Origin of the sequence: Craurococcus roseus (assembly GCF_039523795.1) — a bacterium.
GTDB lineage: Bacteria > Pseudomonadota > Alphaproteobacteria > Acetobacterales > Acetobacteraceae > Craurococcus > Craurococcus roseus.
Window position 1 is genome coordinate 105,227 of the sequence record NZ_BAAAFZ010000011.1, and the last position, 23,040, is coordinate 128,266.

The following is a 23,040-nucleotide window of genomic DNA, read 5'->3' on the forward strand; positions in this document are numbered from 1 at the left end:
CGCGTCTACGACGCGGCGGTCCGGGAGGCGCTGGTGGTCGCCTGGGAGGCGCGAGCTCCATCGGTCGCTGCGGCTCCTCGTGAACTTCTTCCAGCCGTCGTTCGAGTTGCGGGAGAAGACGCCCGACGGGGCGATGGTGAAGAAGCGCCACCACGCGCCGGCGACGCCCCACGCGCGGCCGCTCGCGGACGCGCGCGTGCCGGAGGAGGTGCGGGAGCGGCTGCGGGCCGCCTACGAGGCGCTCGACCCCGTGGCGCTGCTGGCGGGGATCCGGGCGGCGCAGGCGCGCCTCGTCGGGATCGCGGACCGGCCCGTCGAGCCGACGTCGGCACCGGCCCTCGAGGAGTTCCTCTCCGGGCTGCGGACGGCTTGGCGCGAGGGGGAAGTGCGCCCGACGGCACGGCCGATGCCGAAGGCGGCGCGATGGTGGCGGACGCGGGCCAACCCGTTCGAGGGGGCCTGGCCGCAGCTCCGGGCCTGGTTCGAGGCGGAGCCGGACGGGACGGCGCGGGAATTGCTGGAGCGGCTGCATGCCCGATCGCCTGAGGACCCCGGCGAGGGGCAGCTGCGGACCCTGCAGCGGCGGCTGAAGGTCTGGCGCGCGGAAATGGTTCGGGAACTGGTGTTCGGTGCCGGGCGCGGCCCCTCGGGAGCAAAGCCGTGAGGCAACGGGGATGGCATGATGAGGCACGGGGAGCATCGGCGTGCGGCAACGGGCCCCGACTCGAGAGCAGCCCTGGATGAGGCAATACGAGAGCCGGCGTCGCTGACGAAGTCCGCCCGGAGGACGGAGGTGTCGAGCAGCACCCGCGGCGCCATGATGCCGTATTTGACATCAGGGCGTGGACCGGTCCGGGGGGCTCGCGATTCGAAACGCCGTTCGGCGGGTCGAGGACCGGCGGCTGGCCGGGCGGGCCACGACCCGCCATCCGCGCCGTCGCCCCGAAAGAGCCGTTCCCTCCTTGATCGTACCCGGGCGACAGGATGGCGCATGGCAACGGGCGCGGTTACGGTGCGGCGCCATGCTGGACGCGCCCTGGTCCCCCGCCGCGGCCGAGACCGCGCCGCCCTGCCGGACCTGCCGGCACGCCCGCCGGCATTGGCCGCTCCTGGTCAACAGCTTCGGCACCGACCGGCGCGGATCCTGGGAGCACGCCACCTGCGGCCACCCCTCCGCTGCTTATCGGCGGGACAAGGAACGGCGCGTCTCGTCCCTGGTCGCCGGTGCGCCGCCCGGGGGGCCGGAGGTCGAGCGCCTGCCGTGCTCCTGGAACCGTGGCGGCGGCGTCGTGGGGGAGGGCCGCTGCGGCGAGGCCGGCCGCTTCTGGGAGCCGGTGCCGTCGGGGCCGCGCGCCCGCTGGCGGGAGGCGGGGCCGTTCCTGCGCGCCGCGGCGCCCTGGCTGGTCCTGGCCGCCGGAACGGCGGCGATCGGGACGGCGGCGGGGGTGGTCCTCCTGCTGGAGGCGGCCGGGCGGCTCTAGCGCGGCGGCCGCTCCCACGGGGCTGGGTGGGCGGCCCGGCGAAGCACCGCGCCGACCTGCGTCGCCGCCCAGCGGCCGCCGCGCGCGGTGCGCACGCCGCGGGCGTTGAGCGCGGCGGCGATCCCGCGCAGGCTGGCGACGCCGCTCTCCCGCACCTGCCGGATGACGGGCGCCGTGTTCTCGGCGAAGCGCCGCGCCGCCTCCGCCGTGCGCGCGGCGCCGAGCGCCTGCGCCTCGGCGAGGTGGTGCGGTTGCCGAGCCGCGCGCCTTGCGCCTTGCGCACGGCGAGCGCCGCGCGGGCGCGCTCCGAGACCATGCGCCGCTCCTTCCCGGCGAGCGCGGTGCAGACGCAGGGTGCAGGCAGACAGTTTCTGAGCGAGCTGCGCGGTTCCGCGCTACCGGCTAACCAACTGCCCTCAGGGCCACGAAGAACCATGTGGCGGCGCACGATCCTGCCGTGCAACGCTCTCCTGCTCCTCGGGAACAGAGCGGGCGGGAGGAAGCACCATGGGATGGTTGGAAAAGGCCGGCAAAGCTGTTGAACGGGGCGTCCGGGACACCGGCAAGGCCGTGGAGAAGGCCGCCCAAGACACCGGTAAAGCCGTGGAGAAGGGCGTCCAGGACACGGGGAAGACGCTGGAGAAGGCCGCCCAAGACACCGGTAAAGCCGTGGAGAAGGGCGTCCAGGACACGGGGAAGACGCTGGAGAAGGCCGGGCAGGACGTCGGCTGGAACGTCGATAAGGGATTCCGGGACACCGTGGATGCGGGTAAGGCGGTCGGGCGCTACGTCGAGCGCACGCTAAAGGGCTACGGGGACACGCTCAGCGACGCCGAGCGCCGGATCCGCGAAGGCAAGGTTGTGGACGCGCTCTGGCACGCTGCCATCGATCCCGTGCGGCGGCAGGAGGAGAACTTGGCCCTTGCGGCCAAGGAGAGCGAACTCCTCCGCACCGTCGGCTCGGTCGCCGCGACGGCCTATGGCGGCCCCGGCGGCGCGGCAGCCTACGCGGCTTGGCTGACCTATCGGGAGACCGGCGACGCGGAAATGGCGTTGCGAGTTGGCATCATCGCTGGCGCGACGAGCGCGGGGATGGCGGCGGCGGGCACCCTCCCCGCCGACACGGCGGGCCAAGTTGCTGTGAAGGCGGCGACCACCGGCGCGGTGGGCGGGCTCGCCGTGGCGGCGGCCGGAGGCGACGAAGAGGCGATCAAGGAGGGCTTCCTGCGATCCGGCGGCATGGTCGTAGTCCAGGCGGGCTTCAAGGGGACGACCGGGCACGAGCTGGATCCCAAAGCATCCGAGGGCGAGCCCTTCTGCATGGCGACGTTCAGCGCGAAGTGCTCGCCGGACCTCTCCGTCTACGAGCGCGATGCGAGCGGCAACATCGTATTCGACGCTGAGGGCAATCCGAAAATAGACATGAGCAAGGTGGATCCCAAGGTGCCGCACGTCGGCACATGGGCAACCGCCGAGGACGGCTCGCCGCTGATCGGTGCCACCGAGACGAGCAAATCCATGGTGGCGATTTCCAAAGTGCCGGGGATGAACGCGATGGCAGTATTCCACGACCAATGGTGTATCAGCTGGGAGATCGACGGCCTCGCCAAGCAAGCTAGCATCGTCCCCGCCGTCGTCCTCACCTACAACGGCACAAACGCCCCCTATCTCGAGCATCTAAGGCAGACCGCCAAGGACGGCATAGCCAAGAGGGACGAGGGTTCTACGGCGGCACCCGCACCGACCGCCGACGCCTCCGCGGCACCCCCTGGCGCGGTTCCGCCTCCACAGCCGACGGTCTGACCCTGGTCGGCCCGGGCGTCAGGGGGACGGGTTACCGCCCCCTGCGGCTCCTCAGCGGCCACACTCTCCTGCACCGTAACCGGCGTCGCCGCGCCACCTTGCGGAACGGCAGCTGGTTGATGCCGTCTCGGCCTGACGCTGCGGACGGAGGCTGGTTTGGACGGCGAGGACGAGGTCGCGGGCGGTCGTGCGAGCGCTCGCGTGCCCGCACCCGAGCGCTCGCGGGGCGAGGTGCTGGAGCTAGTGGCCCGGCGGCCGCCGCGGCGGGAGTGGTCCGACGACCAGAAACGCATGATTGTGGTCGAGGCGATAGCGCCCGGCGTGCGGCCGGTGGACGTAATGCGCCGCTGGGGCATCAGCTCGGGGATGCTTTACGGCTGGCGCCGGCAAGTGATGGCGGGCGAGCTCGGCGCGGTGCCGAGGCCCGTCCCCGCCCTCGCGGAGGTGGCCATCGCCGAGACGCAGGCGACGGCGGTCACCGCGCCTGACCCGCCGCCCCCGGGGCGGCGGTCGCCCCTGAGGCAGGCGCAGCAGCGCGTCCATCCGCGCGCCCACCCGCACGGCGCACGCCGCGCCCTGGTCGAGATCGCGCTGCCTGGTGGGGCGGTAGTGCGCGTCGAGGAGGGCATCGACGGCGAGGCGCTGCGGCGCGTGCTGGCCGCCGTCGCGGCGGCCCTGCCGGCATGATCGGCCCGCCGCCGGGCACCACCTACGTTAAAGGGGCAGGACTTTAGCTCCTGGCGCATCAATCTGACCGGAGGGCGCCCGTTCACGTTGGATCGAGCGAGGCGGCGGACGCGTGCCCGGCTGTCCTGCTTCTTGATTGCGTCGGTTGTTCGTCTCGTCATCGCAGCGCGGCCCCTCTCCGCGACCGCCATCGCCCGGAGTGCCGGGCAGGCCGGCTTGTCCCGGTTCTCCTGGTTCGCCTTGCAAACCTCCCTGCACGTCGGCGTGGATGGTGAGACGCGAGGCGTCGCCTGCACGCACGACAATATCGCCCCCTTTGCCACCGTCTCCGGGCGGTCCTCCTGGCCCGCCGTTTCCGCCAGGTCCGGGCGAGCCACCCCAAGCGCCTCCACACGCGCAGTCGGTCGGCACGCTCCGGCCGAGCACGTCGATATGGTTCATCCGCCCCTGTCCGCCGCGCTGTCCCTGCCCGCCTTGTCCCCCCTGGCCACCAGTCCCACCGTTGCCGCCATTCATACCGACGTTGCGAATGATGGCGGTGCCACTGACAGTGCTGGGCGAGATGATCCTGACCGGAGTTGCATCTTTGCCCCGCTGTCCTGCCTGGCCAGCAATTCCGTCATCACCTTTATTTCCGCGGCCACCATTGGTGCAGCGAGCGGCCTCCGGGAGAGGGGGGCCGGCGTTTGCCACCGGTCGTGCGGGCGGTGGCGGCGGGGCGTCGGACGCCTTGAAGGACGTGATGGTCAGGCCTTCCAGATCCACTGGCCCCTCCGTTGCTTCGATCTGGAACGGAAAGCCGTTGGTTTCCACCACAGTGCCGGAGCGCACCAACACCGACGGCCCGCGCCAGGTCACTGGAGCAGATAACGAATAAGAGTTCGGCGAAATTACCAATGCGTTTTCTTGAAGCGTCCTCGTCGCTTCCGTCAGCCGCCAGCCGAAGAACGTCAACGACGCGATAAAGGCAAGGAACGCTATCAGGGCGATCGGTCCACCATGGCGACGAAACACCGCCATAATCACCAGGCTGGCGCAAAGGACGATGAGCGAGATGACACCGAGGGGTGATGCCGCGGCTGCCTTGATGATCTCCGGAAAGAGGCGGACGAAGGTCTCAAAGAATCCCATATCTGACATTCCCATCGGGCTCCTGTTTGGTCATCCGCTCGCGCGCGTGCCTCCCGCGCGCGTCAGCACCGCGCCGACCTGCGTCGCCGCCCAGCGGCCGCCGCGCGCGGTGCGCACGCCGCGGGCGTTGAGCGCGGCGGCGATCCCGCGCAGGCTGGCGACGCCGCTCTCCCGCACCTGCCGGATGACGGGCGCCGTGTTCTCGGCGAAGCGCCGCGCCGCCTCCGCCGTGCGCGCGGCGCCGAGCGCCTGCGCCTCGGCGAGGTTGGTGCGGTTGCCGAGCCGCGCGCCTTGCGCCTTGCGCACGGCGAGCGCCGCGCGGGTGCGCTCCGAGACCATGCGCCGCTCCTTCTCGGCGAGCGCGGCGTAGACGTGCAGCATGAAGGGGTCGACGTCGGTCCCGAGCTCGGCGACCAGGAACGGCACGCGCTGCGCCATCAGTCCGGCGACGAAGTGCACGTCGCGCGACAGGCGGTCGAGCTTGGCCACCAGCACCGGGCAGCGCAGCCGGCGCGCCGCGGCGAGCGCGGCCGCCAGTTGCGGCCGCCGGTCCAGCGCGTCGGAGCCCTTGCCCGTCTCCACCTCTGTGAACGCATCGGCCACCGCGAAGCCGTTCTGGGCGGCGAAGGCGGCGCAGCGCTCGGCTTGGGCCTCCAGTCCTAGGCCGGAGCGGCCCTGCCGCGCGGTGCTGACCCGGTGGTAGGCGACGATGGGCTTCATCGAGGCCCAGCTTCGTGCCTTTCTAGCCCTTGTAGCAAGAGGCCAAACGACCGTTTAGCATTCTTACAGGTAGGCGGTGATGGGTATCGCCAGCGCTACGTGTCGCTGCTGTGCCACCGGCCAGGCGGACGGTGGGCGCCCGCTCGCGGCTATTGCTCCGTGACAAACCGTGGCGCCGGCCGGGTGACGGAAACCACATTGCTCCAGACCGGGTCGGCGTTCGCGCGTACAAGCAACTGGAACGTCACAGGCTTTCAGTCCAAAGCTCAGGGGTGGCACGCTGACAAATCCGTTCTGAAAAGCGTTGACGATAACGTAGAAAATACAAAGGCGGGCAGGCGTGAAATCAGGAAAGGTGCGAGCTCACATAAACCGCCGGCGTTGCCTCTACACAGGAAAAGATTTCGAGGCAGTCTCGGCCAGCGCTGAAATAAACGCACCTGAGCACATCATCCCGCTTTCACTAGGAGGCCTCGACGGTTTCACCGTCGACTGCGTGCTGCCGAGCGCAAATCACAGAGCAGGCAACGAAATAGATGATGCGCTTGGCAGTACCCTCCCGTTCCTTTTTCTAAGGCAGACCTACAAGCTTAAGGGCCATGGCCGCGTCATCCCAACCATTCGGCTCGAAGGCGAGTTGATAGACATCGGCCGCAAGGTTTGGGTCGACATTGATGCAGATGGGCAGCTTTCTTGGGGTTTTCCTGCAGACACTAAGTCAAAGGGCCGTGCCATTGATTTGATCGGCAGTGAAGATCAGGTGCGTTCGCGGCTCAATTCGATTTTGAAGGAGATTGGCCCCAAAAACCTCAGCCTTGTCACGGGTTGGGGAGAGTTGAGGGACGCGGAAGATGTCGAGATCGCACTTGAACTCGCTGACAGAGAAAGAGGTAGCAAGTTCAAAGGGCGCTTCATCTTCGACACGCATAAATTCCACTCGGCTTTTGTCACCTTCGCTATCAAAGTCGGGCTTTGCACCGGATACAAGGTGCTCGGCCCTGAATGGGCATTCGGACCCGCCGGCATCAAGCTGCGCAGTGCCCTTTTCGCCGGCGGCGAGGCGCGGAGACGTCCTGGTATCCGTGGCAGAATTCTACCCAACATGCCGTCCGATCTTCGTGCTGTTCTCGGGCTCAAAACTGACCGCCACGTCATAGCGGTGCTGCCGTCCTACAAAGGGGTCGTCGCAGTTGTTTCGTTGTTTGGCGGTGTTCTCGGTCATGCGGCCATTGAGATCGGCGCTAAACAGCTTTCCTCTTTCTATTCCGCGAAATCTGGTCCCAAGCCAATCGAGTGCGTTTTCCAAATCGACTTGACCTCGACAGATGGTCGGCCGCGCTTAACAAAACTTCGTTTCTCCGACATAGAACGCGATCTCAAGGCGGTGTTCTCCCCCTCCGTATCTGACGGCTTTTTCTAGCAATCAGCCGCTGACTTCATCGGCGGGCGCGGCTCGGCTGCCGCCTTGCCCATGCTGATCGGGGTGACATTGGGTTCGCCGTCCAGCCGGCCGCACCGACCGGCAACACATGTCGGCTGACCCGTGCCCCACGCGCCCCATCAGTAGGGGGCCTGCCGTCCGATCCACACGCGAGCGTGCCCCCCGTGCTCGCTCCGGCCAATCCCGCTCGCCGTGCTCGCCCTGCGGGCTACGCGCGGCTCCGCGTGGCTCGCGCGGCCGGCCTGCGGCCGGGGGTTCGGCCTCCGCTGCGCGCGGCGGCCGTGCCGGGGGCATGGTCGGGGCGGAGGAATGGCCGCCTTGTCCTGATCGAACAGGGGAATAGGGGTTCTTGCTTCAGCTCCGATCCAGGGTCCTGCCGATGGCGCCTGCGCCCTGAGGGCCACGCAATCACGCTACCCGCCCACCGAACCGTCATCGACGGCCGCATTCTGAAGCTGGTCCGCTGCAACGGCCACCTCGAGGCTGATCGCGCTGGCGGTCGTCGGCGGCTCGTCCAATTCGCCCTGATCGCCGACCTGCCCCGCAGACGGTGGTCCACTGACCGGAGCGAGGCGGCGGAGGACCTGTGCCGCGCTCTCGATCCGCCCAAGGCTTGAACGGAGGTGCTCGCGGCAGACGTCCAACGTCTCTTTCCGCTTCGCGGCGACCGCTTCGTCTACCAGCGCCCTGACCTCCTCGTCGGTCTTGCCGCCAGCCCTCGCCGACATGGTGATCATGTCGACCTCGCGCTTGAACTCGGGGGTCTTCTGAGCCGTGCTGACTGCCGCGTCGAAGTAGCGCGTCCGGAGCTTCTCGATTGCGTCGAGGACCGCAGGCAGGGCGGTGCGGAAGCGGGCGGCGTGCGCCGAGTTCTCCGGGTCACCGAGCACCGCCGTCACAGCTGCCGAGGCCATGCGCGAATGCACGATCTCCAGGACGACGTAGCGGAAGAACTCCCACTGCTTCTCGTTCAGCTCCCGGACGTTGCCGGCGGCCAGTAGCCCTCGAAAGCCGGACTGGGCCGCCTCGAAGGCCCTCGCGCGAGGCTCGGCCACGTAGCCGCTCATCGTCCGATGGCGAGCGCCCGCGACGGCGAAGAACGCGTTGAGCCCGGCCAAGTAAAGGGCCGACGCGAACTCCGTCGCCGCGAGCCTCTCGTCGTAGCTGGCCGCGTCGGGGAGGAGCAGCTCCGCGTGGCTGAGTACGGCCATGAGATAGCCGAGCTGGAAGGCCTGCGTTGACAGCGCGTCGAAGATGGCTTTGCCGCGCGCGCGCACCTCCCTCACGTCCGCCTCGACCGCCGCCTTGTCGCGGCTCAGGAAGTTCTGTTCGTCGATGTTGAACAGGATGAACGAACGGGACGTCTTCACCCAGGTCTCGCGCTCCTGGAGCGCGCGGGTGACGGATTCGGAGTAGGTGAGCTGGTTCATAAGGTGCGGCGGCACAGGTTGTGCCTGGGTGCGGAGCTCATCGATCTTCTCGCGGAGGCGAGCGACGTGCTCCTCGAACACCGACCGGTTGCCTGCCCCGTCGAAGAGCAGGGACCGGCACTTTGCCTGCACCGGGTCCGCCATGGCCGTGGGGTCGCTCAGCGCCTCAAGGAGTTGTCGCGCAGCCTGGTTGTGCGCCGCGTAGGGCCTCAGGCGGTCGAACAGGGGCAGCATTATGCGGTCGGTCAGATCGCCGATCCTGTCCGCGATGAGCGACACGTCTTCGGGCCTGTGCGTCTTGGCTGAGCGCCGACTGATGGATTGCAAGGCGACCCCGCCTACGCCCGTCAAGATCTCGGCGGGTCGGGTGGGGTTCCTGACGTTCCGGCCGTCCGTGATGTCGGCGGATCTGGTCAGACTGAAAGCCGCAGGCAAACCGAAACCCGCGGCGGCGTGCATCTTGTGGAGCGCGACCGCGCTGCAAAACTCCAGTTGGCCGGCCACGACCTGGCCGCCGTTGTCGGCTTCCGAATCCCCGAACGCGAAGGAATAGATGCGCGCCACGTCTGGCGCGCTTTCTTTCCGGTCCTTGAAGCGGGTGAGGGTCCGCCGCATCATGAACGCGGCGAAGTCCTCGTCGTCGAGCAGCAGCTCACGGGACTTGCTGACCTGCTTGGCCTGCCGGTTCACGACGATGAAGATCTCGCGGCAAACCGACACGAGATCGATCCCGCGGTCCTTGAACTCCGGGCGCCCGTCGTGCAGGTCCGGGAAGAAGATAATGCAGACCGGCAGCTCGATGTGCGCCACCGCCGACGGGTCCACCTGGATGTGGCTGTAGTACGGGGCGAACGGGTCCGCGCCCCAGCTCTTGTTGATCTGGCGGTGAAGCGCGAGCATCGCCATCGCGCGGTGCTGCCCGTCCACGATCACGATGGCTGAACGCTGAGGGTTGTAGCGAAGCACGCCCAGCGGGCTCACAACACCCTCGATCACCGCCCTCTCGAACTCGAAGAGGTCGCCGAAGCTGAGGCGCTCTCCTTCCGTGTGCGGGGTTGGGTAGCGCGGGGCTATGCCGCTCGGCCCTTCGCGTTTCGGGACGAGCACGGCGAGGACCGGGGGGAAGAAGCGCGCGTGCTGGCCGGTTTCGCCCAGCAGGTACGGGATGAGATCGTGCGCGACCCGGCTGTCGTCGAGGTCGCGCTGGATCAACTCGTCGAAAGAGAGCTCCTCCAGTCGGAAGACCTCGCGCCAAGGAGCCATCTGCGAAGCGAGCTGATTCTCCCAGTGCCCCTGCTGACCGGGACGTATCTTCGTCAAGAGGTATTGGGCTCGGACTTGGGAGCCGCCGGAGCCGATCGAGAACTCCCCGTAGCTTCCGAACGCGTGCAACTTCTGGACGGCAAAGTTGAAGCTCATGATCAGCGTCTCCCGCAGATTGGATCCGAGAGCAGCTGGAGCAGACGCTCCAGCGCTCGGCGCGTCGAGGTGTCCGAGGTGCCCGAATCGGGGCCGATCGCCGAAGGCATGTCCTCCGTGACGAGCACGGAAACCATCAGGTCCTTCGGGGAGACACCGCGCACCCGTGCTTCGAGGGCGAACGAATGCGGGAGGTCGAGCCGGTCCATGGCTTCCTGCACAGTCGCAAGCTCGCTCGCCGCGAGAAAGCGGCTCACGCGCGACGTGTCCTCCCAATACTCAGCCAGAGACAGGTAGTGCTGGTTGTAGACGCGTTCATACAGGTTTTTGGCGATGCCGATGTACACGGGCCGGCAGAAATGGGCGAACTGCGCGGACCTGAAAAACCAGTTGAGGAACGGCTCCGCCTCTTCGAACGCCTGAACGATGGCGTCGCCGACGGCCTGACGGTCGGCGCCGAGGAGCGTCTCGCCGACCACCTCGCCCACGACGCGCACCCCGTAGCGCTGTTGAATTTCGGTGCTGATCCTCGCCTGCCCGCCGAGGAATCGGGCGAGCGTCGCCGGCGTGGTTTCGCGCTGCACCGCGGTGGGCCGGTAGTACCACGCATAAAGGCCGGGCTGCTCCGGAACGTGGGCGATCCGGCTGCCCTGAAACTCTAGGTACCGCGCTGCATCGCTGTTCACTTGTGGCAGACCAGACAAGCCTTGGACGGGCTGTCTATGTCATCGAGTTCGAAGGCGCCGGTCTTCAGCCCGAGAGGGTTCAGCGTCGCACGTTGGCGCGCCCGGGCGACGCGTCGCGCGTGCTCCTCCCGGATTTTATGGACCCGCTCGGGCCGGGCGAGCTCGCCCAGGGCCTCGCCTTGGCTCCAGGTGAACGGCGAGCCGTGTTCGAGGGCGTCCTTCTCGTAGGACTTGGCCTCCTCGAACGCTTCCGGATGCCGCTCGAGCAGGTTCGCCCACTCCACCTTTTGCTGGAAGAAGCAGAAGGTGCAGCCCGAGCGCGAGCGCCACGCGTAGTACGCCGGCAAGCCCACGCCGGCGTTCTCCAGGATCTCCGTCACGCCCGCCCGGTCGATGCCCGCCTCGCGGAACGGGAGCCTGATCGTGAGGTTCGGGTGCGTCGAGACGTGGCCCTCCCGCCACTCCTCGTCGGCCCGTATGGCCACGTGGCTCGTGACCTTCGCGCCCGCGGCGAGCGACGGTTCTATCCACTGCTCGAACGGCCTGATCTTGAGCTGGCGCGTGCACCAGCGCGTCTTCGGCGAAGGCAAGAAATGCCGGTACTGGCGCAGCCAGTAGTCGAAGTCCCGATCAGGGTTGAGCCGCACGATCGGTTTGCCGAGCAGGCCTTCGAGCTTGCCGAGGTACTCGTAAACCTCCGGAAGCTCCTTGCCGGTGTCCGTGAAGAAGTACTCGATGTCGAGCTCGGGGTGGCGTTGCGACATCCAGACCGCGAGCGCCGCAGAGTCCTTGCCGCCCGACAGCCCGAGCACGTGCCTTTCCATCCCGGCGCTCATCGTGCCTTCCTCTGGGCCTGCGCTGTGCCGGTTCGCGGCGACGCGACGCGCGCGGCGAGCGCGCGGACGAGCGCCGCGATTTGCACTTCGGCCGTGGCTCCGTTGCGCGCGATGAGCTCCTCCAAGCCCGCGAGCAGCGCGGCGGCCTGCGTCTTGGCGGTCCGCGAGAGCCGAACTTCGGCGACCACCGGCGCCGGAGTGTTGGGTGAGGAGCTTACGACGGCGATCGCCTCCGCCGTGGCCCCCTTGCCTTTGATGTGTGCCAGGGCTTCCGCCTTCAGGAAGCTCTGCGCCAGCTCGGCGAGCCCCAGCATGGCGGCGTCCACGTCGCGGTCGGTCCAGTCGCGGGCCGGCTTGTGCGCGGCCAATGCTGCGATCCTCTCCGTCTGCTCCGGCGAGCCGTCGTAGCCCTCCAGGTGGACAGCAAGGGCGTCCAGCCGGAGGTCGCCGGTCACGCCGCGGACGACGCGCGCGCGCTCGCGCAGGGCTTGCAGGCCGCCCTCGGCGCCGATCCGGAATTCGCGCGCGATGGTCCCCGCCACCTCGGCCAGCAGGCCTGGATAGGCGTCGCCCAGCGCGCGCAACTCGGCCGCGAGCACGGAGGCGAGGCCGCGCGCCTCCTCCGGGCTGCCGAGGGTGCCGCCGAGGATCGCGGGCACCTCGTCGAGCAGCAGCGCGAGCGGATCGCGCGCGCCCCTGACCGCGACACGCAGCCGCTGCGCCCGCGGCCCCACGCGCGCCGTGCGCGCCGTCCACGGAGGCAAGCCCGCCACGAAGGCGTAGACGGCGCGGGCGACGTCCAGCGGCCGGGGCGCGCGGCCGCCGTTGTCGGCCGGCACCATAACACCCGCAGCGGCCAGCGCCGCGGCCACGGAGGCCAGCCAAGCGTTGCGCGCGCCGCCGTCCTCGCTCCAGCGCAGGCCGACGGCGCCCGGCTCTTGCAGCATGCGGTCCACGAGGAACGTGGTCATGGCGGGCGCGAAGGTCCCGTCGAGCGAGACCGCGATGCGGTCTCGCCGCGACAGCAGGTAGGCGACCGCCAGCACCGGGAGCAGCCCCGCACGGACGCCAAAGGGCGGGGCCGCCCACAGCCCGTACAGCGAAGCCGCGGACGTCTTGGTGTCGGCCGGCGAGCGCAGCAGCGCGTCGGCGGCGTCCCACAACGGGCGGAGGCGGGCGGGATCGTCCTCGCCGGGCTCCACCATGGCCCATTGGGCCGCGCCGTCGCCAACCGGGCGGTGCAGCTTGGTGCGCTCGAGCAGCGCGACGTGGAGCCCCCGCTCAGGGGGGAAGCCCGGGAGGCCGAGGGCGGGCCGCTCGGAGCGCTCCACCATCGCGTACAGCAGGGAACGCCGCGCCGCCACCGCGTTGCCCGAAGGCTCGGCGCGGTTCAGGAGGTCGCTGCGCAGCTTGGGCGCCTCGGGGTAGGTCAGTTCGGCCAGCCGCGAAGCGGCGGCGGTCAGCGCGGAGGGGGAGCCGTCCGGGAGCTCCGTCGGGGAACCGGCCCCGGGTACGGCCGCCAACCAATCCGCGCTCGCCATCGCGTCGCGCAGCACCGCCTCCAGCTCCGCCGCGGCGGCCTCGTGGCGCGCCGCCACCTCGCGCCTGGCGGCCGCGTCGCCTTGCAATTCGGGTGTGTCGCGGCGCACCGCCTCCAGGGCGAGCAGCTCCTCGGCCGCCTCGCGCACGCGGAAACCGTCGCGCGCCAAACCGACGGCGACCGGGGCCGCGGCCGCCTGCGACGCCGCGGCGCGCCAAGCCTTGCGCGCCCCGCGTTCGTCCTCGCCCGCTAGCGGCAAGGCGAGCAGGAAGGAGCCCGCCGCCCCGTCCGTCCGCGGCCCGGCGGCCGACACCCGCGCCGCGGCGCCGGAGAGCGCGACGACCTCGACCGGGAACCAGCGCAGCGCGCCGGTCTCGTCGTGGTGGCGCTTGGCCACCAAGGGCGGCAAGGCGGCGAGGCCGTTAAGCCGGGCCACGTCCACGCCGGCGAGCCGGGCGCGGGCGGCGGCGGCGAGCCCGCCCACGTCGAGGTCGGAACCGGCGAAGAGGGCGTAGGCGTCGAGGTGGCGTCGGTGGACCAGCACCGACCACGAGACCAGGTCGGCGAGCGCCGCGTCGAGGCGCTCGACCGCCCTGTCGGGCAGGGACGCCGCGAGCACGGCGCGGGTGGCGCGACACCCGGCCGTCTCGCGCAGCAGGTCGAGCAGCGCGACGGTCTTGAGGACCGCCTCGTGCTCCGGGCCGCCCCCGCGGGCGGCGCAGCGGTCGAGCGCGTCGAGGCCGAGCGCGAAGCGCGGCCCCTCCGCCGCGCCGAGCGCGGCCACGCCCCGGTTGGCCGCGAGGTAGTCCCAGAGGTCGGCCGCGAGGTAGCCCCGGGCCGCGTCCTCCGGGAGCGCCGACAGCGCGTCGCGGAACCCCTTCGGCTCGGCCGAGGTCAGGAAGGCGAACAGGCTGCGCTGCGCCTGGCCGAGCCCCCGCCGCGCCAGCGCGGAGAGGCACACCGCCGCGAGCGGCTCGAGCGGCCAGCAGCCGTGCAGGCGCACGGAGAGCGCGGCCGCCGCCTCGGGGCGGGCGCGGCAGACCTCCGCGGCGACCGCCGAGGCGCGCCCTTCGTTGGCGGCCGCGCGCCGGTCGGACACCACCGCGCGGGCGAGGATGTCGATCTGCTCTTCGAGGCCGATCGAGAGCGGCAGGTCGGCGAAGCGCCCCTGGACCTTGGCCCACTCGCGCCGCGCCGCGGCCCCGAGCCGCCCGCCGTAGTCCTCGAAGGCGCTGTGCAGCAGCCCGACGACGATCAAGCGCCCGCCCGAGCGCGCGGCCGCCTCGGCGATCTCCTGGAAGACCTGGACGTCCCCCTCCCCCGCTGCCGCGGCTTCCAGCAGCTTGCCCATCTCGTCGACGATCAGCAGCACGCCGTCGGCTCCCGTCGCGGCGGCGGCCTCTCTCAAACGTTTGGCGAGCGGGACCTGCGGCCTTCGGCGGGGACGGACCGTTTCGGCGCGCGCCGCCGCGTCCAGGGCCGCGCTGATGGCGGCGGCGGGGTCCGCCCGGTGCCCGGCGACGGCGACCACATCGTAGCCGCCGCGCAAATTGAGCGCCGACGACACCTCGTCGGCGAGGTCCGCGCCCAGAACGCCCCGGGCGGCCGCCCGCACCGCAGGGTCGCGGCCCAAGAGGCAGCCGAGCGCGACCGCGAGCGACGACTTGCCGGCCCCGTAGGTGCCCGTGACGGTGAAGGCGCGCTGGTCCGCGCCCGCGTACTGCCGCGCCAGGCCCCGCAGGATGGCCGCGACCGAGGCCGAGCAGACGAAGCCCTCCAGCGCCGCTCCCGCGAGCAGGTCGGTCTCGACCCGGATGGAACGGGCGAAGCGCGGCGCGACGCGCACCGCCTCGGCGAGCGCCCGGCTCATGCCGCTGCCCTTCCGCCGGCGCCGTGCAGCTCGCGGCGGTACAGCGCTCTCAGGGGCGCGAGCGTGTCCACCGCCGACGGCTCGGCGCAGGCGAGCTGCCTGAGCCCGCCCGCCTCCGAAAAGCGGACGGCGCCGCCCGTGAGCGCCGGCAAGCGCGAGAGGCTCCCGGCGAGGCTCGCCTCGTCGAGCTGGAACACGCGCCCGGGGCCGCCGGGCTCGTGGGCGAGCGCTTCCAGCGGCACCGTCCGCGCGTCCGGGCGGACTCGGTTCCAGAAACCCATCGCCGCGTGGAGCACCGCTTCGTCGGGCAGCGTGCGCTTGGGGCCGCGCCGGAAGGCGTAGCCGTCGCGGCCGCCGGTCGCGGCCAGCAGGCCGAGGTCCGCGAAGGGGCACTCGACGTGCTCCTCCCGGGCGCCGCCGGGGGGCACGCGGGGGGCGTAGCAGCGCAGGAGGCACTCGACGTCTCGCTGCAGCGTCTTGGCGGCCACGCGCTCGCCCAGGCCTGCCTCCCCAAGGGAGCGGGCGAGCGCGGCGCGGAGCCGGTCGCGGTCGAAGTCGGGCTCGTGGAACTCGCTGAACAGCCAGTACCAAGCGGTCGCGCGGCCCGGGAACGCGGCCACGTGCCAGTGGAACAGCCAGATGGTGGCGGGGTGTTCCGAGTAGACATCCCCTCGCGGTGAATAAACCGCCTCGCCGAAGCCGGTCAGACGGTAGCGTCCTGACTTGTCCGGGGCCTCGACGGCCTCTTGAAGGACACCGCAGGCGAGCGACCAATGCCTAATCGAACCGACCATGTTCTTGCCGACGCCGAAAGCGGCGATGGCATCTTCGGATTGGAACGGCCTCGCTTCGGGGTCGGCCCTGACCGCGTCTACGGCGCGCTTGAGCCATCCGTGCCGCAACGGAAAGGTTTCATGGCCCGCGAATTGCGGCCTGAAGCCTTCGGCGTCGAGCAAGCTCTGCGGCATGCGCCCCTCCCTGGACGAATCGTCCAGCTACATTGTAAGACATTGGCGGAACGGATGATAGCGACTGGTGGATGTCACCAGTTCGGAACTGAGGGCGACAGAATGGGTGTGGTACCGCCCGGGGATGGCCCGGGGCGCGCCATCTACCTCGACCACCACGGCTCGACGCCGACCGATCCGCGCGTGGTCGCTGCTATGTTGCCTTACTTCGTCGAGGGATACGCCAATCCCCACGCGGCCGAGCACGCGGCCGGGTGGAGCGCGGCCGGGGCGGTCGAGGCGGCACGCGCTTTGATAGCCGCCCTCGTCGGCGCCGAACCCGAAGAGATCTTTTTCACATCCGGCGCCACCGAGGCGAACAACCTCGCCGTCCTCGGGGCGGCGCGCGCAGCAGGGTCGGGCAGGCGGCGCGTGCTCGTCGGCGCGACCGAGCACAGCGCCGTCCTCGGCCCGGCATTCGCCCTCGCCGACGAGGGCTTCACGGTCGAGCGCCTGCCCGTGGATGGCGCCGGCCGCCTCGACCTCGGCGCCGTCCGCGCCCGGCTCGGCCCCGACGTGGCGCTCGTCTCCGCGATGCTCGCCAACAACGAGGTCGGCACGATCGGGCCCGTGGCGGAGGTCGCGGCCTTGGCAGCGGAGCAAGGGGCCTTGGTCCACACCGACGCCGCGCAGGCGCCGTGCGCGGTCCCGATCGACGTCGATGCGCTCGGCGTGGACCTGCTCAGCCTTTCCGCCCACAAGGCGTGCGGGCCCAAGGGCGTCGGGGCGCTCTTCGTGCGCCGCGGGACGCGCCTCCGCCCCCTCGCGCACGGCGGGGGGCAGGAGGGAGGCCTGCGGCCGGGAACGGTGCCCACGCCGCTCGCCGTGGGCTTCGGCGAGGCCTGCCGCATCCTCTCGGCTGAGGGATCGCAAGAGCGCGCCCGCGTCGCAGCGCTGCGCGACCGGCTGCAAGAGCGGCTGCTCGCGGCCGTACCCGGAGCGAGGGTGCTCGGCGCCCCCGGGGCACGGCACCCCGGCAACCTGTCCGTGCTCTTCCCCGGCTGCGACGCGGACGCGCTCGTGGGCTCTCTGCAGCCCGGGCTCGCGGTGGCGACGGGGGCGGCCTGCTCGAGTGGCACGCCCTCGCCCTCGCACGTGCTGCTCGCGATGGGGTTGTCGGTCGGCGAGGCGAACTCCGTGGTCCGTTTCGGGATCGGGCGCGGGAACACGGAGGGCGAGGTGGAGCACGCCGCTCGCGTGGTCGGGCGCGCCTGCCGCGTGCTCCGCGGGGTCGGGTGAGAACGATGCAGCCTTTGCCGCCCATAGACCCCGCCGAGGTCTACAAGCAGCAGTACGCGCACTTCGGGCGCTTGAACGAAACCTTGTACAAGATGCCGACGGTTTTCGCGGCCATCATCGGCGGGCTTTGGTACTTCGCGGCCGGCTACCTGGAAAAGGACCGGTTGGTCGCAGGCGTGGTCTTTGCTTTTTCCGCCGCCGTCAGCGCCACATGCGCCGTCGCCGTCCACAGGTTTCGGCTCGCCCTCAACGGCTACCTGGACAACATCAACGCTTTGGACGGCCCCTTGAGGGTGACGCTCAGGGACGAGCATTCCTGGCTGCCTTCGACCGTGCGGGCGATGATGTGGCTCATGTGCCTCGCCGTCGTCCTGTCGCTGACCGGTGCGCTGTATGCCGCCGCGGGCCCGAGGCCCAAACCGGTGTCGCGCGTCGAAGCTGTGCTCCGACCCGATCGCGGCGCAGGCGCGCACTTTACGGGCCGGCACATGTTGCCGGCGGTGGCTTCGCGTTCTCTGGCGCCGGGATGCTTTCAGAGTCCTATGACCTAAGGTTCGGGGTTGGAGGCGCCTCGATGGAATCTCGCATGGGGGAGCGCCGTCTCGGCGATCCCGAGACGCCCCACGGGCGGCACGCCGCGGCGGTGCGGCTGCTCATAGGCGGGAAGCGCGTCGGGGACGCGGTTTACCTGCACACCTCGCTCCTCGCCGACCAAGCGCCCCTGGTTCGCGGGTTCGTCTCCGAGGCCGCCGTGCTAGCCGGGCCCGCCGCGGCAGCGTTCAGCGTGGCACGCTTCGCCCTCAGGCGTCCGGAGGTCGCGCTTTTGGACTATTCGGACTTCTTCAGGGCCGCCTTCCCGTCGCTCCGCGCGTCCTGGCTCGTCGACTTCGATGCGGGCCGTGTGACCGCCAGCGACTTCTCCGCCCGGGAGAACCCGCCCATCCTGCACCGGAAGGAGCTGCTCCTGCCCGAGGGCCACCCGGACCGCGGCCGCTTCGCGCGGCTCACGGCGGCGCTCAAGGACCGCGGGGCGTTCGAGCACCCTCCTCACCTGATCGGCCAGCGCCTGCAATGGGAGTGGGTCCTCGCCTCGCTCGGCCTCCGCGTCGAGGACCACGAGGTCGTGCCTGCCGCCGGCGAGGCCCCAGGCGACGGACACGCACCGGCGGTGGTGGTGGCGCGCCACCGCACGGCCATTTCGCGCAGCCGCCTCTCCGTCCCGATGCAGGCCCTGGCGCGATGGGGGTTCTTGGACGGCGCGCCGAAGGTCCTGGACTACGGCTGCGGGCGCGGGGACGACGTCCGCGTCCTCAAGGCGGCCGGTCTCGACGCGGGCGGCTGGGACCCGCACTTCGCGCCCGACGCCCCGCTCGAGGCCGCGGACGTCGTCAACCTCGGCTTCGTGCTCAACGTCATCGAGGACCCGGCCGAGCGGGCCGACGCCCTCCGCCGCGCCTACGGGCTGGCGAAGCAGGTGCTCTCGGTGGCGGTCATGCTGACGGGCAAAGGGAGCGGCCCGGGCCACGCCGACGGGGTCCTGACCAGCCGCGGCACCTTCCAGCGGTACTTCGGCCAGGCGGAGCTGCGCGGCTACGTCGCAGAGGTGCTGGGCCGGGAGCCCGTCACGGCGGGGCCCGGCATCGTGTTCGTGTTCCGCGCCGACGAAGAGGAGCAGGCATTCCTGGCACGCCGGCAGCGCAGCGCCCCGTCGCCTGTGGACCGGTTCGAGGCGCTGTCGACGCCGCGGGCGCCCTCCGCGCGGCACTCGGTGCGCCCGTCCGCCTACGAGCGGCACCGGGACCTCCTGGACGCCTTCTGGGGGACGGCGCTCGAGCTGGGCCGCGTCCCGGAGGCGGCCGAGTTCGGGCGGGCCGACGAGCTGCCCTCGGCCGTCGGCTCCGCCCGCAGGGCGTTCGCGGCGCTGCCCTTCGCCGGCAAAGAGGTGGAGCTCGCGCACGCCGCCGCGCGGCGCACGGAGGACCTGCTCGTCTATCTCGCGCTCAACGTCTTCGAGCGCAGGCGCTCCCTGCAGGCCCTGCCCGCCGCCGTCCAGCGCGACATCAAGGCCTTCTTCGGGAGCCACAAGGCGGCGCTGGAGCGGGCCCGCGGGGCGCTGTTCGACGCGGGCGACCGCCGGCGCGCCGCCGCGGCCGCCGCGACGGCCGCCGCGCGCGGCGCCGGCGTCTTGGACGCCGCCGACGGCGACTACACCTTCCACGCCTCCCTGCTGGACCAGCAGCCCGCGCCCTTGCGCATTATCCTCGGCTGCGCCGAACGCCTCGAGCCCCTCCCCGCGGACGCGGACCTCGTGAAGGTGCACGGGTCGGGGGACCGCGTGAGCCACCTGCGCTTCGACGGCTTCGGGGAGCGGGCGCTGCCGGTGCTCGCGCAGCGCACGGTGGTCGATCTCCGCCGGCAGCGCGTCGCGGAGGTCCCTGTCGAGACCCCGGAGGGCCGGCGGGTCCTGCTCGGCAAGGCGAGGTTCATGCCTTCGGGCATGCCCGGACGGGAGCGCCAGGAGCGGTTCGACGACGACCTACGGCGGAGGGGCGTGCTGGTGCAGGAGGGCCTCGGCCCCGGCCTGCGCGCCTTCGCCCGCCGCCTCGCGGCGGCCGGCGTGAAGCTCCAAGCCGGCGGGGCGGCGGCGAGCGCCACAGGGCTCGCTTCACCCGCGGCCGAAGCCAACCCGTGACCGAGGAGCAGCTCGACCGACCCTGCGGTCGCCACCTGACCTTCCGCGACCTGGTCGAGGCCGGCGAGACGTGGCGGCGGGTCCGGGTGGCCAATCTCCCGGCGCAGGCCGATACCGTGGCGGCCCTCCGACGCCTGGCCGAGGAGATCCTGGACCCGGTCATCGCCAGGTTCGGGCCGCTGGAGGTGACCTACGGCTTCGCGTCTCCCGCCCTCGCGCGGCACGTGCCCGGCCGCATAGACCCGGCGCGCGACCAGCACGCCGGGCACGAGCTGAAGCCGGACGGGAGCCCCGTCTGCGCCCGCCTCGGCCAGGCCGCGGACTTCAGAGTCGGAGCAGTCTGCTCCGGGCGGATCGCCGCCTGGATCGCGGGCCGGCTGCCGTTCGACCGCTTGTACTTCTACGGCGCCGACCGCCCCTTGCACGTCAGCGTCGGCCCCGCCGAGGCCCGGGCCGTGGTCACCATGCTCCCGGGGCCGAGCGGCAGGCGCGTGCCCCGGACGAGGCCCGCCGGCTGGCTACTCGAGCGGTTCGGGGCACCCTGAACCGGTCCGCGGGAACGGCCGGTCGTTTTGATGCGGCTCTTTGGAGATCGCCATGAGGTTTTTCGAGGCGCGTTCCATCCTCGATGAGGAGTGCATGAAAGCGGAGGGCAAGCCCGCATCGACCAACAAGATCCCGTCGAAAAAGCCGGAAGAAGCAGCGGCGCATGAAGGCTGGTGGCTCATGAAGGCTGGTGGCTCATGAAGCTCGGGTCTGTTCCGCCCGCTGGCAGCCCACGCACCAAGGCCTATTTGAGGGCTTACGTCCGCATAGCCGGCGCACGACCGATCTTCGCGAAAGGCATACCCTTGGAGGACGGTTACCTCCTGCTGGACCGCGGCGTCATGAAGGCGCTGTTGCTCGCGGGGCATGTGGCGTTCATGGCGGTCGCTGAAGTTGCCCCCTAACGGACCGGGCACGGTCTCCAACTCCCGCAAGGGTTAGGAGCATGACCGTGCGTATGACTGACACTCCCGAGAAGGTGGAGGTCATCACCTCCGTGCAGAGGCGGCGGCGCTGGAGCGCGGCCGAGAAGATGCGGATGGTGGAGGAGAGCCAGGAGCCCGGCGCCTCCGTCAGCCTGGTGTCCCGCCGCCACGGGGTGAACCCGAACCAGCTCTTCACCTGGCGGAGGCTCGCCGCCCACGGCGCCCTCACGGCCGCGGCGGCGGGCGAGGAAGTGGTGCCCGCCTCGGACCACCGCGCCCTGCAGGAGCAGGTGCGCGAGTTGCACCGCCTGCTCGGGAAGAAGACGCTCGAGGCCGAGATCCTGCGCGAGGCGCTGCAGCACGCCGATCCCAAAAAAAGGTTGCTGCTGCGCGGGCCGCTGCCGCCTCGGGGCGGTTCGCGGTGAAGGCGGTCGCCGAGGCGACCGGCGTCGCCCGCTCGACCCTGCAGGCCAAGCCCTCCGTCCCTCGGCGCCGGGGCCGTCCGCCCCTGCCCGAGGGCGAACTCCTGGGCGAGATCCGGGCCGTCGTCGCCGAGCTGCCGACCTACGGCTACCGCCGGGTGCACGCCGTCCTGCGCCGCCGGGCCGAGGAGGAGGGCCGACCACCTCCCAACCACAAGCGCGTCTGGCGCGTGATGAAGGCCCACGGGCTCCTCCTCGCCCGGCACGCGGGTGGCGGCGCGGAGCGGCGCCACGACGGGCGCGTCGCCGTCCCCGAGCGCAACACCCGCTGGTGCTCGGACGGCTTCGAGATCGGCTGCGGCGGCGGCGAGCGGGTCCGCGTCGCCTTCGCCCTCGACTGCTGCGACCGCGAGGCGATGAGCTTCGTCGGCACCACGGGCGGCATCTCCGGCGAGGACGTGCGCGACCTGATGGTCGCCGCCGTCGAGCTCCGCTTCGGCCGGGTGAACCGCCTGCCGCGGCCCATCGAGTGGCTCAGCGACAACGGCAGCCCCTACGTCGCGCGCGAGACCAGGGGTTTTGCGCGGGACATCGGCCTCTTACCGCGGACCACGCCGTTCGAGAGTCCGCAGAGCAACGGCATGGCCGAGGCGTTCGTCCGCACCTTCAAGCGCGACTACGTCGGCCCCTCCGGGTGCCCGGACGCGGAGACCGTCCTGCGCTCACTGCCCGCCTGGTTCGACCACTACAACGAGGTCCACCCCCATCGTGCGCTGCGCTACAGATCGCCCAGACAGTTCATCCGTGCCAACCTGAAACCCTGACCTGCCCGACCTTTCGGGGGCAACAACAGTCGCGGCGCCGCACTTCGAACGGACGGAGAGCGGGCGCCGTCTCCTCGAAGGAGACTGACGGGTGCCGCCTCCCTCTTCTGTTTCGCTGTGCCGCTCGGTGTGGTCCTTCCCGACCGCTCCTCGCCATGCAGCGACCGGCGAGGCTCAGGCGTCGCCGGCTTTGTCTTGCCCGTCGAGCATCCGCTTCACCGCGACGATGCGCGCGTCGCAGTGGTCGGCGAGCTCCTTGGCCCGTTTCACCAAGGGCTCGATCTCGTCCACGTCCGGCACCTTCGCCGCGTTCGGCTTCAGCCGGTCGGCGATGGCCTGCAGCTCCGCGTAGGCCTCGGCGAACTTGGGCGGGATCGGGGCCTGCGGAGGCTGGATGGCGGCACCGGCGGTCTCGGACATGCTGGAGCTCCTATTCGCCCGCGGAGACCGGGCGCAGGGTGGTTGTGCCGTCGGCCAGCTCGGCGCGGACCTCCGTCTCGGCGCGCAGCGCCCCGGTGGTGGTGAGCGGCCGCCCGCCGGTGTCGCGCAAGATCGTGTAGCCCGAGGCGAGCAGCCGGCGCGGGTCGAGCGCCGCCGCGGCGTCGCGGGCCGCCGAAACCTCCTGTCCCGCCGCCCGCACCCTCGCTTCCGCGCCGTCCTGCACCGCCAGGCGCAGGCCGGCGACCCCGGCCTCGGCGGCGCCGACCCGCAGGCCGGGCGCGGCCGCGACGGCATCACGGGCGACGGCGAGGCCGTCCTCCGCCGGGCGCAGGTGCTGGCGCGCCGCCGCGGCGATCCCGGTCCGGAGCCCTCTCACCCGCCCGGCCGCGTCCTCCCGGGC

20 protein-coding genes and 1 pseudogene are annotated in these 23,040 nt (G+C 71.1%); 11 read left to right on the forward strand and 10 right to left on the reverse strand.

The window, feature by feature from the left end:
• Positions 1-79 precede the first annotated feature (79 nt).
• Positions 80-664, forward strand: a complete 585-nt coding sequence (locus tag ABD067_RS06550) for a hypothetical protein (RefSeq protein WP_343894396.1) — start codon at positions 80-82, stop codon at positions 662-664.
• Positions 665-1,022: 358 nt separating this feature from the next.
• The gene (locus ABD067_RS06555; RefSeq protein WP_343894397.1) at positions 1,023-1,481 is read left to right on the forward strand and encodes a hypothetical protein; all 459 of its coding nucleotides are present in this window, start codon (positions 1,023-1,025) and stop codon (positions 1,479-1,481) included.
• Here ABD067_RS06555 and ABD067_RS26380 read toward each other — a convergent pair.
• On the reverse strand, positions 1,478-1,849 hold the full coding sequence (locus ABD067_RS26380; RefSeq protein WP_408871517.1) for a recombinase family protein: 372 nt from the start codon (positions 1,847-1,849) through the stop codon (positions 1,478-1,480). The two genes, ABD067_RS06555 and ABD067_RS26380, sit on opposite strands and share 4 nt — an antisense overlap.
• A gap of 139 nt (positions 1,850-1,988) precedes the next feature.
• On the opposite strand from ABD067_RS26380, the gene ABD067_RS06560 reads away from it, so the two are divergent.
• Together ABD067_RS06560 and tnpA are read left to right on the forward strand one after the other, a co-directional pair.
• Positions 1,989-3,284 (forward strand): hypothetical protein, encoded by a 1,296-nt coding sequence (locus ABD067_RS06560; protein ID WP_343894398.1) that lies wholly within the window; start codon positions 1,989-1,991, stop codon positions 3,282-3,284.
• Positions 3,285-3,485: 201 nt separating this feature from the next.
• Entirely contained in the window at positions 3,486-3,971 is a 486-nt protein-coding gene (gene tnpA / locus ABD067_RS06565) for an IS66-like element accessory protein TnpA (RefSeq protein ID WP_343894399.1), read from the forward strand.
• Positions 3,972-3,998: 27 nt separating this feature from the next.
• On the opposite strand, the gene ABD067_RS06570 is transcribed toward tnpA, so the two are convergent.
• A complete protein-coding gene (locus ABD067_RS06570; RefSeq protein WP_343894400.1) occupies positions 3,999-5,111 on the reverse strand; it encodes a hypothetical protein in 1,113 nt (370 codons plus the stop codon).
• Between the two features lie 21 nt (positions 5,112-5,132).
• Positions 5,133-5,822 (reverse strand): recombinase family protein, encoded by a 690-nt coding sequence (locus ABD067_RS06575; RefSeq protein WP_343894401.1) that lies wholly within the window; start codon positions 5,820-5,822, stop codon positions 5,133-5,135.
• A 340-nt stretch (positions 5,823-6,162) separates the two neighbouring features.
• Here ABD067_RS06575 and ABD067_RS06580 point away from each other — a divergent pair, with 340 nt between their 5' ends.
• Complete coding sequence (locus tag ABD067_RS06580; RefSeq protein WP_343894402.1) at positions 6,163-7,242, forward strand: hypothetical protein; 1,080 nt, start codon at positions 6,163-6,165, stop codon at positions 7,240-7,242.
• 434 nt (positions 7,243-7,676) lie between these two features.
• Here ABD067_RS06580 and ABD067_RS06585 read toward each other — a convergent pair whose 3' ends face one another.
• The 5 genes from ABD067_RS06585 to ABD067_RS06605 are packed head-to-tail and all read right to left on the reverse strand — an operon-like array spanning position 7,677 to position 16,012.
• Entirely contained in the window at positions 7,677-10,112 is a 2,436-nt protein-coding gene (locus ABD067_RS06585; protein ID WP_343894404.1) for a ParB N-terminal domain-containing protein, read from the reverse strand.
• A 2-nt stretch (positions 10,113-10,114) separates the two neighbouring features.
• On the reverse strand, positions 10,115-10,798 hold the full coding sequence (locus ABD067_RS06590; protein ID WP_343894405.1) for a hypothetical protein: 684 nt from the start codon (positions 10,796-10,798) through the stop codon (positions 10,115-10,117).
• Positions 10,795-11,634: a phosphoadenosine phosphosulfate reductase family protein gene (locus ABD067_RS06595; RefSeq protein ID WP_343894406.1), complete on the reverse strand. Its 840-nt coding sequence runs from the start codon at positions 11,632-11,634 to the stop codon at positions 10,795-10,797. Before ABD067_RS06595 ends, ABD067_RS06590 begins: the two co-directional genes overlap by 4 nt.
• On the reverse strand, positions 11,631-15,044 hold the full coding sequence (locus ABD067_RS06600) for a hypothetical protein (RefSeq protein ID WP_343894407.1): 3,414 nt from the start codon (positions 15,042-15,044) through the stop codon (positions 11,631-11,633). Before ABD067_RS06600 ends, ABD067_RS06595 begins: the two co-directional genes overlap by 4 nt.
• Positions 15,041-16,012 (reverse strand): DUF4007 family protein, encoded by a 972-nt coding sequence (locus tag ABD067_RS06605; protein WP_343894408.1) that lies wholly within the window; start codon positions 16,010-16,012, stop codon positions 15,041-15,043. The genes ABD067_RS06600 and ABD067_RS06605 overlap by 4 nt, the downstream gene beginning before the upstream one ends.
• 102 nt (positions 16,013-16,114) lie before the next feature.
• Between ABD067_RS06605 and ABD067_RS06610 the strand changes: the two genes are divergently transcribed.
• The 6 genes and pseudogenes from ABD067_RS06610 to ABD067_RS06635 all read left to right on the forward strand — a co-directional run.
• Positions 16,115-17,290: a cysteine desulfurase family protein gene (locus ABD067_RS06610; RefSeq protein WP_343894409.1), complete on the forward strand. Its 1,176-nt coding sequence runs from the start codon at positions 16,115-16,117 to the stop codon at positions 17,288-17,290.
• A gap of 5 nt (positions 17,291-17,295) precedes the next feature.
• Positions 17,296-17,841 carry a hypothetical protein gene (locus ABD067_RS06615; RefSeq protein ID WP_343894410.1) on the forward strand — a complete coding sequence of 182 codons (546 nt, stop codon included), beginning with the start codon at positions 17,296-17,298 and terminating at the stop codon, positions 17,839-17,841.
• A gap of 23 nt (positions 17,842-17,864) precedes the next feature.
• Entirely contained in the window at positions 17,865-19,982 is a 2,118-nt protein-coding gene (locus tag ABD067_RS06620; protein WP_343894411.1) for a DNA phosphorothioation-associated putative methyltransferase, read from the forward strand.
• Positions 19,979-20,527, forward strand: a complete 549-nt coding sequence (locus tag ABD067_RS06625; RefSeq protein ID WP_343894412.1) for a hypothetical protein — start codon at positions 19,979-19,981, stop codon at positions 20,525-20,527. Before ABD067_RS06620 ends, ABD067_RS06625 begins: the two co-directional genes overlap by 4 nt.
• 52 nt (positions 20,528-20,579) lie before the next feature.
• A complete protein-coding gene (locus tag ABD067_RS06630; RefSeq protein WP_343894413.1) occupies positions 20,580-20,729 on the forward strand; it encodes a hypothetical protein in 150 nt (49 codons plus the stop codon).
• Positions 20,730-20,985: 256 nt separating this feature from the next.
• Positions 20,986-22,181: pseudogene (locus tag ABD067_RS06635) on the forward strand (IS3 family transposase); the annotation flags it as partial.
• 192 nt (positions 22,182-22,373) lie between these two features.
• On the opposite strand, the gene ABD067_RS06640 reads toward ABD067_RS06635, so the two are convergent.
• Positions 22,374-22,619 carry a hypothetical protein gene (locus ABD067_RS06640; protein ID WP_343894414.1) on the reverse strand — a complete coding sequence of 82 codons (246 nt, stop codon included), beginning with the start codon at positions 22,617-22,619 and terminating at the stop codon, positions 22,374-22,376.
• Between the two features lie 10 nt (positions 22,620-22,629).
• Positions 22,630-23,040: exodeoxyribonuclease VII large subunit (locus ABD067_RS06645; protein WP_408871516.1), on the reverse strand; the 411-nt coding region annotated here is incomplete at its 5' end.

Coding starts and splice junctions, on each gene's coding strand:
- ABD067_RS06560 (WP_343894398.1), top strand. CDS start 1,989: ATGGGATGGTTGGAAAAGGCCGGCAAAGCTGTTGAACGGGGCGTCCGG.
- ABD067_RS06610 (WP_343894409.1), top strand. CDS start 16,115: ATGGGTGTGGTACCGCCCGGGGATGGCCCGGGGCGCGCCATCTACCTC.
- ABD067_RS06585 (WP_343894404.1), bottom strand. CDS start 10,112: ATGAGCTTCAACTTTGCCGTCCAGAAGTTGCACGCGTTCGGAAGCTAC.
- ABD067_RS06620 (WP_343894411.1), top strand. CDS start 17,865: ATGGAATCTCGCATGGGGGAGCGCCGTCTCGGCGATCCCGAGACGCCC.
- ABD067_RS06575 (WP_343894401.1), bottom strand. CDS start 5,822: ATGAAGCCCATCGTCGCCTACCACCGGGTCAGCACCGCGCGGCAGGGC.
- ABD067_RS06640 (WP_343894414.1), bottom strand. CDS start 22,619: ATGTCCGAGACCGCCGGTGCCGCCATCCAGCCTCCGCAGGCCCCGATC.
- ABD067_RS06615 (WP_343894410.1), top strand. CDS start 17,296: ATGCAGCCTTTGCCGCCCATAGACCCCGCCGAGGTCTACAAGCAGCAG.
- ABD067_RS06570 (WP_343894400.1), bottom strand. CDS start 5,111: ATGTCAGATATGGGATTCTTTGAGACCTTCGTCCGCCTCTTTCCGGAG.
- ABD067_RS06605 (WP_343894408.1), bottom strand. CDS start 16,012: ATGCCGCAGAGCTTGCTCGACGCCGAAGGCTTCAGGCCGCAATTCGCG.
- ABD067_RS06630 (WP_343894413.1), top strand. CDS start 20,580: ATGAGGTTTTTCGAGGCGCGTTCCATCCTCGATGAGGAGTGCATGAAA.
- ABD067_RS06555 (WP_343894397.1), top strand. CDS start 1,023: ATGCTGGACGCGCCCTGGTCCCCCGCCGCGGCCGAGACCGCGCCGCCC.
- ABD067_RS06600 (WP_343894407.1), bottom strand. CDS start 15,044: ATGAGCCGGGCGCTCGCCGAGGCGGTGCGCGTCGCGCCGCGCTTCGCC.
- ABD067_RS06595 (WP_343894406.1), bottom strand. CDS start 11,634: ATGAGCGCCGGGATGGAAAGGCACGTGCTCGGGCTGTCGGGCGGCAAG.